The 14,740-nt window shown below is 47.8% G+C and carries 13 protein-coding genes; 10 read left to right on the plus strand and 3 right to left on the minus strand.

The features are described 5' to 3' along the window. Positions 1–63 precede the first annotated feature (63 nt). From BM202_RS24745 to BM202_RS24785, 9 genes are all read left to right on the plus strand, one after another. Positions 64–447, plus strand: coding sequence for a hypothetical protein (locus BM202_RS24745; RefSeq protein ID WP_093831197.1), 384 nt, complete (start codon positions 64–66; stop codon positions 445–447). Positions 448–539: 92 nt separating this feature from the next. After that, positions 540–1,115, plus strand: coding sequence for a Crp/Fnr family transcriptional regulator (locus BM202_RS24750; protein ID WP_093831199.1), 576 nt, complete (start codon positions 540–542; stop codon positions 1,113–1,115). A gap of 95 nt (positions 1,116–1,210) precedes the next feature. Then, entirely contained in the window at positions 1,211–1,624 is a 414-nt protein-coding gene (locus BM202_RS24755) for a DoxX family protein (protein ID WP_093831256.1), read from the plus strand. 19 nt (positions 1,625–1,643) lie between these two features. Next, positions 1,644–2,621 carry a quinone oxidoreductase family protein gene (locus BM202_RS24760; RefSeq protein WP_093831201.1) on the plus strand — a complete coding sequence of 326 codons (978 nt, stop codon included), beginning with the start codon at positions 1,644–1,646 and terminating at the stop codon, positions 2,619–2,621. A 392-nt stretch (positions 2,622–3,013) separates the two neighbouring features. After that, positions 3,014–3,352 carry a PadR family transcriptional regulator gene (locus BM202_RS24765; protein ID WP_093831203.1) on the plus strand — a complete coding sequence of 113 codons (339 nt, stop codon included), beginning with the start codon at positions 3,014–3,016 and terminating at the stop codon, positions 3,350–3,352. After that, positions 3,340–6,087, plus strand: a complete 2,748-nt coding sequence (locus BM202_RS24770; protein WP_218160604.1) for an ABC transporter permease — start codon at positions 3,340–3,342, stop codon at positions 6,085–6,087. Before BM202_RS24765 ends, BM202_RS24770 begins: the two co-directional genes overlap by 13 nt. A 419-nt stretch (positions 6,088–6,506) precedes the next feature. Next, on the plus strand, positions 6,507–7,496 hold the full coding sequence (locus tag BM202_RS24775) for a hypothetical protein (RefSeq protein WP_093831205.1): 990 nt from the start codon (positions 6,507–6,509) through the stop codon (positions 7,494–7,496). 461 nt (positions 7,497–7,957) lie between these two features. Beyond that, positions 7,958–9,250, plus strand: a complete 1,293-nt coding sequence (locus BM202_RS24780) for a WG repeat-containing protein (protein WP_245776772.1) — start codon at positions 7,958–7,960, stop codon at positions 9,248–9,250. Positions 9,251–9,517: 267 nt separating this feature from the next. Next, positions 9,518–9,847, plus strand: coding sequence for a hypothetical protein (locus tag BM202_RS24785; RefSeq protein ID WP_093831208.1), 330 nt, complete (start codon positions 9,518–9,520; stop codon positions 9,845–9,847). 183 nt (positions 9,848–10,030) lie between these two features. Here BM202_RS24785 and BM202_RS24790 read toward each other — a convergent pair whose 3' ends face one another. Then, positions 10,031–10,420, minus strand: coding sequence for a hypothetical protein (locus BM202_RS24790; RefSeq protein WP_143100747.1), 390 nt, complete (start codon positions 10,418–10,420; stop codon positions 10,031–10,033). Between the two features lie 455 nt (positions 10,421–10,875). Here BM202_RS24790 and BM202_RS24795 point away from each other — a divergent pair, with 455 nt between their 5' ends. Beyond that, positions 10,876–11,634, plus strand: a complete 759-nt coding sequence (locus BM202_RS24795; protein WP_093831212.1) for a hypothetical protein — start codon at positions 10,876–10,878, stop codon at positions 11,632–11,634. A gap of 249 nt (positions 11,635–11,883) precedes the next feature. Here BM202_RS24795 and BM202_RS24800 read toward each other — a convergent pair whose 3' ends face one another. After that, positions 11,884–12,897: a glycoside hydrolase family 43 protein gene (locus BM202_RS24800; RefSeq protein WP_093831214.1), complete on the minus strand. Its 1,014-nt coding sequence runs from the start codon at positions 12,895–12,897 to the stop codon at positions 11,884–11,886. 467 nt (positions 12,898–13,364) lie between these two features. After that, positions 13,365–14,720, minus strand: a complete 1,356-nt coding sequence (locus BM202_RS24805) for a S41 family peptidase (RefSeq protein WP_093831216.1) — start codon at positions 14,718–14,720, stop codon at positions 13,365–13,367. Positions 14,721–14,740 lie beyond the last annotated feature (20 nt).

A 14,740-nucleotide genomic window follows, 5' to 3' on the forward strand; every position in this document is an offset into this window, starting at 1 on the left:
CTCCAACTTGAGACGAATTAGCCTTCATGTTAACTTACCGCCTGTAAACTTAACCATCCGAAAATGCACCTGGATATACTTGAATTAAAGGAGTTGCTGTTAGTAACGCAAGCCCATTTACGGGTGCTTGAACAACTTGAAGCCGAGCGGATCGCTAAAGAAACAGGACAGCCTTTACAAGTTATTGAGCAGCGGATTCAGACGCTAGCCGAGGAGATATTGGACGCTGTTCGAGAGGAAATTCCTAAGGTCAAGGAAAATGGAGGTGTGACGTACGCAACAAGGCTTGGAATGTCGTCATTTCCGTGTCTGAAAAAACTCTCCTGCTTGAGACGACAGAATCTTCATACATATGCTTCAAATAATGGGCGTTTAAAGAGATGGAGTTGTTTGTGCAGTTCTACCAATGACGTCTACACATCAGGGCGCACTATCGACCGCCCGTAGACTGCCTGTGCTTAACAGGGCACCACCGAACCGACTCTACATTTAGTTACTTTACAGCCGCTACGCTTAGTGGCCAAATTAGCTAAATCATCATGTTTGAGAAATTTAGAAAAAATTTCCCCGTGTCGGTCGAAAAATGGGAGGAGTATACCGGCTATTTTCACCAAATTCAGGTACCGGCCAGGACCGTTCTGCTTCGAGAAGGGGATATATCCCGCAAAGCCTATTTAGTTGAAAAAGGATGCCTACGGGTTTGGTTCAACAGGAAGGGAGAGGATATTACTTTTCAGTTCTTTTTTGAGAACAGGACTGTTTCCTCCATTGAGAGTTTCCGAAATAGTGTGCCAAGCTTGTTTTCTATTGAGACGGTCGAACCTTGTACTTTGTGGTGGATTGACAAAGCGAGTATCGATAAAATACTAGAAGAGGTCAGTGCGATACCGGCTATCCGTAGCCAAATCCTGGAGGCCTTGTTTGGGCGCACCCTAGATTATATGAAGCATTTTCTTTCGCTGATACGGGATACCCCTCAGGAGCGGTATGAGAATCTGCTAACGCAAAACCCGCATATCGTCCAGCGCGTCCCTCAGCATTACATTGCCTCCTACCTGGGCGTAAGCCGGGTTCACTTGAGCCGGATTAAAGCCAAAATCGCTCGACCCAACTAGCAAAGCCAGGATACGGAATTTGATAACAAATGTTATCGTCGGAGGGCCTACTGGCCCTTTACCTTTGTATCAGCAATGACAAAATAAGCGATACAATGAAACGATTAACCATTATTTATTGGCTAACGACGGTTATGTTCAGTCTATGGATGCTGGGCAACGCCTATGCCTACCTGACATCTGAGGAGGCCCGGCGCCTTTGTGCTCATTTCGGTTTTCCGGATTATTTCCGGGTAGAGCTAGCAGTCGCTAAGCTGATTGGAGTACCCGTGCTCGTGCTACCCTGGCTAAAAGGACGAATCAAAGAGTGGGCCTACGCGGGCTTCGTAATCACAGTCATTTCAGGTTTTTTCGCGCATCTAGCTTCCGGCGATTCAGTCCGCGACTCTGCGTCGGCGCTGCTAGCGTTGGTATTCGCTCTGATTTCCTACGCGAGCTATCACCGCTTACAAGTGGCTAGCTCCATCACTAAGTCAATCAACACTGGTTCTTTAACAACCATAGTTTAATAGTCAACCAATAAACAAGATGAAAGCGGCCATTATGCATCCACAAGGGGGAGGGCCACGTTATGCCGAGATGCCTAACCCGACTGTATCGAACGAAGACCAAGTACTGCTGACTCTTAAAGCGGCGGCCATTAAACACATCGACCGAGGCCAAGCTAGCGGTAACCATTATTCCGCTGACCCTCAATCGGCTGGTCAAGCCAAAATTATTGGGGGTGATGGCGTGGGTGTGCTAGCCGACGGTACTCGAGTCTACGCCATGGGCGTGAGCGGTATGGTCGCTCAACAAGCTGTCGTGGAGAAAGACCGGATGGTGATCGTACCCAATGAGTTGAATGACGCCCTAGCAGCGGCCCTGCCTAACGGAGTGATTGGCTCGGCGATGGGACTACGTTTCCGGGCCCGTATGCAAGCCGGGGAGGTGGTTTTGATCAACGGAGCTACCGGCTTTACAGGCCGACTGGCCGTGCAGCTAGCCAAACACTATGGAGCCAAGAGAGTGATTGCCACGGGCCGTAATCCCAGCTCACTGCAGGAATTGCTGAGCCTGGGAGCGGATGAAGTCATTTCGGTGGATCAGCCAGATGCGGATTTTCTAGCCCAACTTCGAGCGATCCACAGTGGTACGCCGGTTGACGTGATCGTCGATTATTTGTGGGGCCGTTCGGCGGAGTTGCTGTTAGCCTCTCTAAAAGGCAAAGGGGCCTTTACCCACCCGGTACGCTTTGTCTCCATTGGGAGCGTCACCGGGGATAAGGTCCAACTGTCCGCTGAAAATTTGCGCAGCGTCAATCTACAGCTATCCGGCTCGGGCTTAGGCAGTTGGACACGGCAGGAGGTAGTTCAACTATTTCGCGAGATCTTACCGGATATGTTTCAACTGGCTGCCGACGGAAAGCTCACCGCAGATACCGTTACGGTTGATCTATCCGACATTGAATCCGTCTATGACGTGGTGATAACCGATGGGAAGCGACTGGTTATTACCATGAATTGATCCGCACTTAAGTAGTCTTGACGAAAGTTGAATCCTTACATCACAATGGATATTTTAAGGTCTTTAGTCTGGCTTTAGGGTCAAGACTGCCTGTACTCATGTCAACCGTATGCTACGGATAGCATTAGACAGATATTAAAAAAATCATTGTCTTATAATACGCTCCTGCTTGAGACGAAAGAGTATTCATACATATGCTTCAAGAAATGGGTGTTTAAGTAGACTCTGAAACACTGTCCGTTTCTGTCCGTTAGCCTGTCCATTTTTGGACAAATAAGCCTCTCTCAAAAATAGAATATAACCCATTCAAGCTAAATAAGACCATTAAGAAAGTTTGGCCGGGTATTTGTACGACAAAGCCTATAGTAATGGCAACTACAATCAATCGCTGTATGAAACGGGTGTTTTTAGGAGAGTTGGAAGAAGTCGTTTTATTGACGGTAGCTACCCTACAGGAAGCAGCTTACTGTGCGTTGATTACCCAAACCATTGATCAGCAAATGGGGCGTAGCATCAGCTTTCCTACGGTCCACACCACCCTGCAACGGTTAGCCGAAAAGGGTTTTGTTTCCTCCCAGATGGGGGGAGCCACCCCCGAGCGGGGCGGGCGTCAAAAACGGTTGTTTAGGGTGACGACGGTTGGTCAGCGAGCCCTGATCGAAAGTCGGCAATTGCGCAGCCAATTGTGGAACCAGATTCCAACCGAAGTCGTACAGCTATGGGGCGCCTAACCAATCACGTTCGCCGGTATCTTGACTCAGCGCGGTCTGGCGTTTCGGATCATCCAACACCGCCCCGCTGGGCTGAGTGGTTACTGAGCCGGTTTAGTCCGATCGGTATGGAAGATGAACTGCAAGGTGATCTGCTGGAGATGTACACCTACTGGGTCAAGACTGTTGGCCCCTCAAGAGCCCGCTGGCGGTATGCGCTGGTGGTCCTGCGACTAATTCGCCCCTTTTCAAGGTCAAACACCAAACAAAGCAAGGAGTATCATCAACCCATTCTACTAAATCCTGTTATGCTACGCAACTATCTCCTGATGGCCTGGCGGAATATCGCTAAAAACAAAGCCTTTTCAGCCATCAACATCGTCGGACTGTCGGCAGGCCTCTCGTGCGGTATGCTCATCTGTCTTTATATCTACGACGAACTGAGCTACGACACCCAACACCCCAACGTTGAGCGGCTCTACCAGGTCGGAACGGTCTTTGTGAATTCCGACGGCGACCAGCCATTGGCCACCACGCCCTACGGCCTGTTAAATCCCCTGCAACAGGAATACCCCGAAATTAGCAGTGCCACCCGGCTGTTAAACCTCTTCAGTGATGACAAGACGTTGCTACAGGCCACCGCAGCCAACAGCAAATCGGCTGTGTTCTACGAATCGAAAGGCTTTCTGGCTGACCCGACGTTCTTCACTTTTTTCCAATACGACTTCGTGGAAGGCAACCCAAAACAGGCGCTGGCTAACCCTAATTCCATCGTGCTATCGGAGACGATTGCGCGGAATCTGTTTAGCGGGCAACCAGCCCTGAACCGGACTATTCATGTCGAGAGTAACACCAACGGCATTGGTGATTACACCGTCACGGGCGTGTTTCGGCCGGGTACAGTTCCCTCCCACATCGACGCGCGGTTCTTTCTGTCGTATGCCGGGGGGGGGATGGCCCGACATATAAATAGTACCCCGAGCTTGGTAGTCAACACTATATTCTTTACCTATCTGAAGATGAAACCCGGTACCGACGCTCACAAGCTGGAAGCCAAGCTGCCCTCTTTTGTGGAGAAGTATATGCGGAAAGACCTGGCCGGCACGGGGCGAGATAATAAGCTATTTTTGACCGCCGTGCGCGACATTCACTTGCACACCGATCTGACCAAGAACGTAACGCCTAACGGCAGTCTGAGCTACCTGTACGTACTGGGGTCGATTGCTTTATTTACGCTACTGATTGCGGGCATCAATTTCATGAACCTCTCCACGGCGCGGTCGGGCAAGCGATCTGCCGAGGTGGGCGTGCGAAAAGTGCTAGGCGCTAAACAGACATCGCTGATACTACAGTTTATCAGTGAGGCGCTGTTGTTAAGCGTGTTTGCGTTTGCGCTGGCCGTGGGACTGGTGGGGTTGATGACGCCCATCTTTGAGACCGTATCGGGCAAAACGCTGCATTTTTCGGTGAGTCAGTGGATGGGACTGCTCGTGGCTTTCTTTGGCATCAGCCTGTTTACAGGCCTACTGGCCGGCAGTTACCCGGCGTTCTATCTGTCGTCGTATCGGCCCATTGCCGTGCTAAAAGGCGGGCCGGGGCGCCTGGGGGGATCATTGTCAGCCGCATCCTTGCGAAAGGGCCTGGTCGTCGTACAGTTCACACTGTCCGTGGTGATGATGATTGCGTTAGTAGTCATTACCCAACAGATGCTTTACCTACGCTCGGCGGATTTGGGTTTCGCCAAAGAGCAACAACTGATCATCCCACTACGTAGTGAAACGGCGAAGGCCAGTTATCCGGTTCTCAAACAGGCGCTGGCCAGCACGACACAAGTCCGTTCGGTGGGGGCATCGGCCTATTATCCGGGCATTTTCAACGCCGAAGGTGCCCAGCTCTACGGCGAAGGCCAAACCAAAAGTGATGGCGAATCGACGAGCCTGAACCGCGTTGACCCGGACTTTCTGCAAACGATGGCCATCAAACCCGTAGCAGGTCGGTTGTTTTCGGCAGCTTTCCCCGCCGACACCAACCACCGCATCATCCTGAACGAAAAAGCCGTGAAAGAATTAGGCTATCCATCAGCGCAGGCCGCTATTGGTGAACAGACCGTTGAGGAGGATTCCCGCTACACGATTGTGGGGGTGGTGAAGGATTTTCACTTTGAAGACCTTCACGTCCCCATTACCCCCTTTGGCTTCATGCTCAACCTCAAGCCAAATTACAACTACGTCGTGGTAAATCTTAAAGGGGGCGAGTTGCAAACTACGTTGCAAACGCTTAGCCGCGTGTGGCAGCGGATCAATCCGGCCGAACCGTTTGAATACAGTTTCTTAGATGCCGATTTTCAGAAGAATTACGAATCCGAAAACCGGCTAACGACGCTGGTTGGTTATTTCACCTTCATTGCTATTCTAATCTCGTGTCTGGGTTTATTTGGGTTGGCGTCGTTCAACGTAGAACAGCGGGTCAAAGAAATCGGTGTCCGTAAAGTACTCGGCGCGTCGGTCACCAATATTGTTGCCCTGCTCAGCAAAGACTTCATTAAGTTGGTTCTTATGGCCTTGCTCATCGCTTCGCCCATCGCTTGGTACGCCATGAACCGTTGGTTACAGCGTTTTGCGTACAAGGTTGACATAGAGTGGTGGATGTTCGCCTTTGCGGGTTTGGCGGCCGTTGGTATTGCGTTGCTAACCGTCAGTTTTCAAAGTGTGAAAGCCGCGTTGATGAACCCGGTGAAGAGTTTACGATCTGAATAGTGTCGGTTGTTTTTAGCCTATCACGGATGTGGAATGTACTCCTTCAAGAATGATAGTCATTAAGGTACATGACCACTATCCATTGACAGGTTTCGATAATGACCCTTCGCAAACTCTACCGGTATATAGCGGTTTGACGATCTAGTAAAAGGGATAACAATCCGAAGAAGTTGAGCAAGAAACGGGTTTAGTTAGCCATGTTGACAAGGTCAAAGCAGGTAAAGATAGTTTCCTTAATCTCATAATACGCTCCCAAATGAGACGAACGAGTTTATCCATCTGCCTTTATGCTGCCGTTGGTTTGAGAAGAATCCAGAAAGAGGACTCTTATGCCCTCAACAGTCACTAGTTTGTTAAAACTTCTTAACGGCTTACAACCCCCCGACCCCTAGCCGCGTCTGAATAGTAAAACCGCTAGCATGAACCAACTCCTTACCCTTTATCTGCTGCTGAATGCCCTTCGCGTCGGTGCATTCCACCCGGCTAGTCTGCCTGGCCAAGCCGATCAAAACGATTATACAACCTATCATCAAACCATTGCCAGGGCTCAACAGCTTATTGCTCGCAAGCACTATCAAGAGGCATTCGCGTTGTACAAACAGGTGTTTGATGGCTACAAGTTCGTCTTTTCAAGGGACTACAAAGTGGCCACGCAGTTGGCTCTACAAGTGGACCAAAAACAGCAGGCGTTTACCTATCTTAAGAAAGCAATCGCTACGGGCTGGACCCTGAGCGACCTAAAGAAAAATGCCCTGGTCACTACTCTCCAAGGCGACCCGCAGTGGAGAGTGGTTGAACAACAATACGACTCGCTCAGAGCACTCTACCAAAACGGGGGAAATCAGGACGTTCGGGCCCGGGTTGAGAAAATGTTTAAAAAGGATCAGCGAAAGGCCCTGTTGGCGCTGTTTCGCATTGGGGCTACCCAAGAGCGGTACGCCGAAAAACGCTTTGCTCCCCACAGTGAGCAGCAGATGACTCAACTACTCCCGATTATTGATCAGTACGGCTACCCCGGTGAGCGACTGATTCACAATGGCTACTGGGCTGCGGTAATGCTGAGTCATCACAACTCCATCAGTAAAGCCTACGCCTTAAAAGACACCGTGTACCCCCATGTGAAACCCAAGCTCATGAAGGCTCTGAAATCCGGGCAACTGTCACCCTACGAATTTGCGATGATTGATGACTGGTATATGGCCGTCAAGACTAACGGTCAAGAGACGCACTTCGGCTACTTGAGTAGCTCCTTGACTCCTCAAGCGAAGGTCAAAGTCGATCAATGCCGGGAAGCCATCGGCATGAGTAGTGTAGAAACGATCCGTTTGTTAGCGGATCTGCAACAACAGACAGGCTTCAACTGTTATTTGCCCTCCAACCTGGTTAAGAAAATAGGGACCGCTGAGTAGGCTGGGCAGTGTTATGTCGGCAGCAAGGGCAGTAAACTTGAGGCCCTTTTAAGTTCCGTTCGCTCATCCTCTGCTGAACAAGCATTCTCAAAATAAGGCTCTAAACGCGGGACGTTGGAACGTTCATGTATCTGCTTCTTAAATGGGGCGATTATTAGTATGAGCAAAGCAGGAAGCAACCACTGATTTATTCCCCTATCAAGAAAACTTGTAAATGCATTGATCAGCCAATTACATTGCTCCCCAACGAATCTCTAGTCTACATTTACCAATGTAATTTTATGGAATCTAGAACGGCATAACATCTAACTAAAATAGTCAGTCTCATTGCTTAATTAACGTGTATGCTCCAAAATTACTTCAGAGGTATCTGGCGTAATATAAATAGTCAGAAGGGAGTTTCAAACCAATGTCCAACTCCCCTTGCTACTGTTCGAAACCTCGTATTTCTTTCCCTACTCTTGCCATCGGCCAGAATATTGGCCCAGACCAACACCTCACCAACTGAGGCCTGGCTGACTGAATACGATGAATGCCAAGACTATGGCGAGGTTTATGTGGTCAAAGAGATTATTAAGGCGTGCCGTGCCTATCAAACCTTCCTGACCGACAGAAACGGACGTAAACTAACCCCAGCCTACCGCGACATTGGGGATTTCGAAGAAGGACTAGCCGAGTTTGTCCCCATGCAATTAAATCCGCAAGGTCATGGTCTTCACGGATTTATCGATAAACAGGGTAAGATCATTATCGAGCCTAAATACATCTCCACTGACCGGTTTCGCCATGGCAAAACTTGGGTCATCTACCCCGCCGACTCTCACTACGGACTTTCCTACATTGATCGGACCGGAAAAGAGGTCTATAAGATCCCCATCCAGCACTATTCAAAAGACTATTTGATTAAGGACGCGACGATTGATCATATCTGTAACCACGACACCCAGGAAGACGTTTTGTGGTGGAGAAAGGGCGAATTCTTTATTCTTAACTTCAATTTCACCCCGTTTGTCGAAGAGCAACTCAAACGGTCCAATCAGGTTTCAGCCTTTAAATACCAGGGAAAATTTGGCATCATCGACAACGATTTGGCGCTGAAAGTTCCAGTGGCCCTCGATGCCATTGATGTCGACTACACCTATTCGGGCCAAGGCATGCAACGGGTGCAGTATGGTAATAAGTACGGCTACGTTAGTCCATCAACAGGCGAATTGATCGTTCCCTTCTACTATACCGATACCCGCAAGCCAACCAACGGCCTATTTTGGGTCAAAAAGAGGGGCAAATGGGGTTGTATTGACAAAACGGGTAAGCTGCGCATCCCCCATCTGTACGATGAAGCAACCGGCTTTACCGCTGAAGATCGGTCAGCCGTGGCCATTGATGGTAAGTTCGGCCATATCGACAAGTCGGGCAAGGTGCGCACGCCGTTGGCCTATGATTTTGCTTCGTATTATCAGCATGGCCTCTCAATGGTTCGAATGAAGGACAAATATGGCTTTATCGATACGAGTAACCGGTTGATTATTCCGCTCATCTACGACGAAGCATTCCCCTTTGACCGTGTAACGACAATTGTTGAGCGCTACTGGATTCGGTATGAACTCTCACTGGACGGTCAGGCGCAATTTGTGGGCTTCTCCTTTAAGCTGAAAGCGCTGTTTATTATTGCAGGCCTGCTTATTTTTATTTGGCTCAGCAGTCTGGTAAACGAGTTAAGGAGCAAGTTTAGGGCGAAAGTACCCAGGCATTAGCCATTCGATAGTTTGTATTTTGACTATCTGGGTTGGACAGCCCGTGCTGAAGTGTTCACCTAATTCCTTTAACAACGTCTCAGTAATTGCTCCCACTTGAGACGAATGGAGCAAAGTGTATCTGCTCATTAATTCGGGCGTTTGACGAGACGAATAATAGGTGAGTAGTTAGCCTAAGAGCAGAAGCTTTAACTACCATAATGGCACTTTTACAACAAGCTTAACGGTAATAGACGGGTCTATGTATAAACGTATAAACAACTGACCATGAAAATAGTAGCAACCTTGGTAGGCTTGCTAATTGTAACAGCAAGTTTTGCCCAACAAAATTCAGTCAAGGAAATAAGCGATTCATTGCAGAATCAGACTATCGACAATATGCCTATCCTCAAAGGTCAAGGGAATGCATTAGACATGCCTACTCGAAATGGGAAGGGGGATGCAATACCTATGCCTAACCGGTCTATGCCAGTTGCTTTAACTTCTAAAGAACAAGTTTCAGTGAGTGTGAAAGCTAAAAGCGAGCCAGTAACGCATTGGTCCGTCGATTCATTGTTCCGAGTGATGCCTACTAGAACTCAGCCTAAGAAGAACTAAACCATTATGGACTATCACATTTCGTATGATAGCTAACAGGAACGTTAAATCGTAATCTCAGAAAAGTTTCTTTAAATAAGTGTAGTTATACAACAGGTCTGGTAAATGTACAAACTAACTGAGGGTTAGACATTTGTACATTTACCAGACCTGTTGTATAACTGATTCTATGTTGAGAAATTATTATTTTGTTGCCGAATAACGGAGCTTCAATTTGTAATCTTCACCAGGCATTCTAAGCAGATGCTGTTCCTTCACCGCCAGTGTTTTCACTACCACCGTCGAGTAAGCACTAGCCCCCGTCTCTTTATCCCTGACAAAAACAATGTATTCCGCTTCTTGAGACGGTACTAGCAAAACTTCCGAGGCATTATTTGGCGGCACGGCACCTGGCGTGGTCATACCCCAAGCGTAACTGTACTGACCAGATCCACCAGTGGCTTTGACCTGAATAAGTTGCTTGCCCGTACCAGCATCACCACTGACCTCGGTGGTGACTTTAACTTGAGCCAATAGAGTAGTAGAGCTTATTAAGCCCACCAGAACTAGTAGAGTACGAATTGAGTGCTTCATTGTATAACCAATTTTGAAAGGTAAAGCTATAAAACGGAAATTTTCCTGTCACATAAGTGCCATCATGATGACTAATTCCTAAAAATACAACTTAAAGCGCAAAATGTGCTAACAGGTCCGTAATAAGTACTACCAAGGATTTCCACGGCTTCCGGTATAAGTGTTGAGAAAAGGCAATATGAATTACAGTGTGTTTTATCTTAACGACTATCTTCAAAAATCAATCTCAGTAAACGCTCCCGCGTGAGACTAGGTGGGTTTCATATAAGTGCTGCTAAAAATGGCGTTTCATGAAACGGACTGTACAAAAGTAGCTAGCCTAAGAGTTGGGACTTAGGCAATGTGATACCCCTTATTCAACGGCCACAAAATATATTTTATTCAATAAATATACCGCTTAAAGCCGATCGTAAGTTATTGGCTAACAGACTAGCAATAACTCTTAACCAAATCATATGAAGACGATCCACTTAGTACTCGCGGTAAGTTTGTCTTGTCCGTTGAGTAGCTACTCAACGCACTTACTGGCCAAGACGGGAATAAATTACTTGTCTGAAACTCATAATAATACAACTAAACTGGATTACCACACAATCAGTAAATGGCAAAGGGGCAAGACGACTGAGCAAGAAATCAAAAATCTATTAGGACTACCCACGATCATTGATTCAGATAAGTACCATACCCACTGGTATTATAAAACCAGCAAAGCTAGATTGAGTATTCAATTCAATGCTGATCATACAATGGCTGGGCTTCAATATAATGCAGCCGACTTAGACGTCCCCCAAAAAGTGGCGGCTCAACAGCTAAAATCTCTGGTGGCAGGAACAACCGATATGGATCTTGTCCGTCTTTTAGGAGAACCTACCTACGTGAACGTGTCTACTTCAGGCAAAGAAATTAGCTATCGCGATCTGCTCACTCACTCCACGCTTCAGGTGGCTATCAATGAGCCTATTGGTCTAATAACTAATTTTCGTTTTTTCGAAAAAGGCTCGAAGAAGTCATTCATTGATACCGAGAAGATAATGCGTATCAACAAGGGCCAAACGACCAGTAGTGATATAGTTAATCAATTCGGTCCTCCTACGATGAGAACCATTGAGAAGACTAAAGAAAGCTGGTATTATGAATTAGATAATGCGCTACTGTCAATAGATTTCGACCAGGACAACCAGACCGTTTCGGCCTATCAGTCCAAACAGCGATAGTCTTATTTCATTTTAAATTACACGGCCTAGCTACTTCAATCAATAGCTAGGCCGTGTACTTTATAAGGAGTCGTATGCTCTTTGACTGGCGTTGACAGGTAGTAAAAATAATCGTCTCACAAATCGCTCCTCTAAGTGAGAAGGAGGAGGGTTGGTCGGGCAGCTACTTCAATTGAAACATTGTCTAAAACAGCAGATGAGCTGACTCGCCATTGACAAGCCACACAGTTTGCCCCTGGTCACTACAACTTACCGAGCAGTCTTCTCCGGGGTAAACAGGTTTAGATTCCACTCCGCATACCAGTGAAGTTCCATCTTACCAGCTGGGGTAATGGTAATGGGCAGGAAGACATACTGCGAGTCAGCATGACCGCCCCCGTTCCACCGGTCGCCCATGTAGAGGTAAGCGTTTTTGTAGCCCGGAATCTTAAAAATATAACAGGGCTGAGAATTAAACGAGTTGTTACCCACATCCCCAATAAAGGGGTTGCCCTGGCTGGTGTATGGTCCCATAAGGCTGGAAGCCGTGTAATAGGTGGCCGGATTAGGGGTCCAGCCGCTGCACCCACTGGTGAGCAGGTAATAGACGCCATCTTGCTTGAGAATACCCGGTCCTTCGCAATGGGCTTCAATATCGGTGTCCTGGGCCGTGGTGCTCAGGTAATCGCCCGACAATTCGACCATCCGAATCGTGCGGTTAACATGATCAGCTGCGTAGCCAATATAAGCTTTTTTGGTTTCGGGGTCCCTAAATAACCCAATATCCCGTGATTCATGACCATTGGGCCGGGAATGGTGCTGAACCACAAAGGGGCCGGTGGGTTTATCGCTGATGGCCACGCCCAGTTCAGCCACCGTATAGCGGTTACCATCGTAGTGAAACCACATCACGTACTGATGGCGGGTAGCATCATAGATGACTTTGGGTCGTTCAAAGACGTCAATCGCTCCTTTCTTAAGGACGACGCCTTCATTTTTCCAGTTATACAGATCTTTCGATGAATAACAAGCGGCTCCCCGTGGCTCTGCCCGGTGTTCACCGTACCAATAAAACGTTTTCAGCGAATCACTATAAATAATATTGCCCCCGTGACAGTCAATGGGCAGCCCATCATCGGCCAGCCACACGGCACCGGGCTTAAAGGAGGCATACGCAGTGGGCTTTTGAGCCAGAGATGGTACTCGGATCGCACCAATCCCTACGCCCATCAGCAAGACGGCGATTCCTAGCCGCTTAACAAAACCAAGACTTCGTGTATTCATTTCAGAGGGGGGTTATTGCAATTTTCCACCGTAAACGCTAACAAGCCGGTGGCGCGATCTGATCTGCTGCGGTAAAGGTAGTTGCTCCAGGTAGAAAAGGAAAAAAGCCAACGGCGGACCTGTTGATGGTCTACCCCGATGGCGACCACGGGTTAAGCGGCAGACCTTTTGCCAGAAGTATAAGCAACAAAATTCGCTTTTTCAATCAGCACGGCATGCTAGTCGGGAATCTCTTCGACGAGGGTTGAGGGTTGGGATGCAGCCATTACTAATTAATCAATGACACGTGTCAAGTTAGGATCGCGAGTGATCATCTCGAGCCGTTGTAGTTCTCTTCTGGCTACCATTTATTGCCTGCCAAGTTAGTGGACCAATAAACGGGCGTTTTAGGAAACGCTGTTGTTCGACCCAATTATTGAAGCAGTTGGGTCGATCTACATAGGTTACTATTGGGATAGCTTTGAATTCTACTTGGTCTTCGGGACGAATTTTCCCCCATAATAAGCCATCACTACCTGTATCCAATCGAATTGATAATCCCCAATCAACACATCAGGCTGGTAACCCGTTTCATCAATCTTGCCGTGCAAAGTCCAGTCTGATCGCATGGTGGCCACGTAGCCTTCGTAAGTACCACAGGGCAGACGGTAGGGCCGAACAGCCCCATAATCCATCGTCCCACTCGTCGGACTGCCAAACAGCGTTACTTTCTTGCTTTGCCGGGCATACTCGAGCAGTAATTCCGCACTACTAGCCCCGCCACTATCAATCAACAAAGCTATCTTTTGAGGCATCTTGGCTACACTATCCCGTCGAACGGTGCGTCCGGGATAGCTGATGAGTTTGCCCCCTACTTTCTCCGTAACACCTGCATCAACAATGGGTTGCGTGTAAATCAGCCGGATGAACTCGCCCCACGAATCCAGGCTACAACACCCACCCCCGTTACCCCGCAAATCAATAATCAAATGGGGAGTTCGACTAATGACCTCTTTGTATTGAATCAATACGCTGTTAAAGGCTGAATCAGCCACATTAAACGAGTTTAGTTTCAAGTAACAAAAGTTGGGATCAATGACCCTGAAACTCAGGTTAGGAAGCTGCCTATGTTGGGTTAATAAATCGATGGTTTGGACTAACTGGGCCGGTTTCTCAAACTTGGCGGCTGTTCGTACCCAGTAGCCGCCAAAGCCGGAAAATTTAAGAATATCCCCCTGTAAAGAAGCCGTATAATGGACGGGGGTAAAATCCCGGAAGTAGTAAACGGCCTCGAATCCTTTGGCTGGCGTCTGTTTTAGGCGAAACTTGACCAATCCCGCTTGCCAATTAGCCACTTTAGTGCTGGCAATACTGCCAGTATAGTGCTTAGGGTCTTTCTTGTCTTTGTAGATGTTAACTTGATATAGATCATCAATATCGCGCCAAATGCCTTCGATTGGGGCTAAGTTCGCTTGGTAAGCCGATAAATAGCGGCTGATCTGAGCGGGTGACTCGTTGGCCTTTACTGGTTTTCGCAAAGCGGTTGTCAGATCAGAATAGTGAATTGTAAAGTGGTCGTCTTTAAAAAAGGCCACATACTTTTCCAATATCGTTAGACAACCGTTCGGGGAAGTAAGCTGAGCTTGCCGCTCAAGATTTTGGCGAAGGTCGTTGTATTGTTTGAGGGTTTTACTAGATATCTTATCCTCAAAACCAGCGTATCGGCTTTTAGCGACGTCAACTAAGGCTTTCAAGTTCGCTTGACAAGAACAACTATCGACTTGTTGGGCGCGTCCGAAGGTTGAAAGTGTGAAGAGCGAAAGAATCAAGAAAACGTGTTTCATAATGATGGGGGATAATTACT

The organism is Spirosoma endophyticum (assembly GCF_900112365.1).
In the GTDB taxonomy this organism is placed as follows: Bacteria; Bacteroidota; Bacteroidia; order Cytophagales; family Spirosomataceae; genus Spirosoma; species Spirosoma endophyticum.

Bases quoted from the DNA above. Each gene is read 5' to 3' on its own strand.
- BM202_RS24770 (WP_218160604.1), top strand. From the start codon at position 3,340: ATGGGGCGCCTAACCAATCACGTTCGCCGGTATCTTGACTCAGCGCGG.
- BM202_RS24755 (WP_093831256.1), top strand. From the start codon at position 1,211: ATGAAACGATTAACCATTATTTATTGGCTAACGACGGTTATGTTCAGT.
- BM202_RS24745 (WP_093831197.1), top strand. From the start codon at position 64: ATGCACCTGGATATACTTGAATTAAAGGAGTTGCTGTTAGTAACGCAA.
- BM202_RS24775 (WP_093831205.1), top strand. From the start codon at position 6,507: ATGAACCAACTCCTTACCCTTTATCTGCTGCTGAATGCCCTTCGCGTC.
- BM202_RS24805 (WP_093831216.1), bottom strand. From the start codon at position 14,720: ATGAAACACGTTTTCTTGATTCTTTCGCTCTTCACACTTTCAACCTTC.
- BM202_RS24750 (WP_093831199.1), top strand. From the start codon at position 540: ATGTTTGAGAAATTTAGAAAAAATTTCCCCGTGTCGGTCGAAAAATGG.
- BM202_RS24790 (WP_143100747.1), bottom strand. From the start codon at position 10,420: ATGAAGCACTCAATTCGTACTCTACTAGTTCTGGTGGGCTTAATAAGC.
- BM202_RS24765 (WP_093831203.1), top strand. From the start codon at position 3,014: ATGAAACGGGTGTTTTTAGGAGAGTTGGAAGAAGTCGTTTTATTGACG.
- BM202_RS24760 (WP_093831201.1), top strand. From the start codon at position 1,644: ATGAAAGCGGCCATTATGCATCCACAAGGGGGAGGGCCACGTTATGCC.
- BM202_RS24785 (WP_093831208.1), top strand. From the start codon at position 9,518: ATGAAAATAGTAGCAACCTTGGTAGGCTTGCTAATTGTAACAGCAAGT.
- BM202_RS24795 (WP_093831212.1), top strand. From the start codon at position 10,876: ATGAAGACGATCCACTTAGTACTCGCGGTAAGTTTGTCTTGTCCGTTG.
- BM202_RS24800 (WP_093831214.1), bottom strand. From the start codon at position 12,897: ATGAATACACGAAGTCTTGGTTTTGTTAAGCGGCTAGGAATCGCCGTC.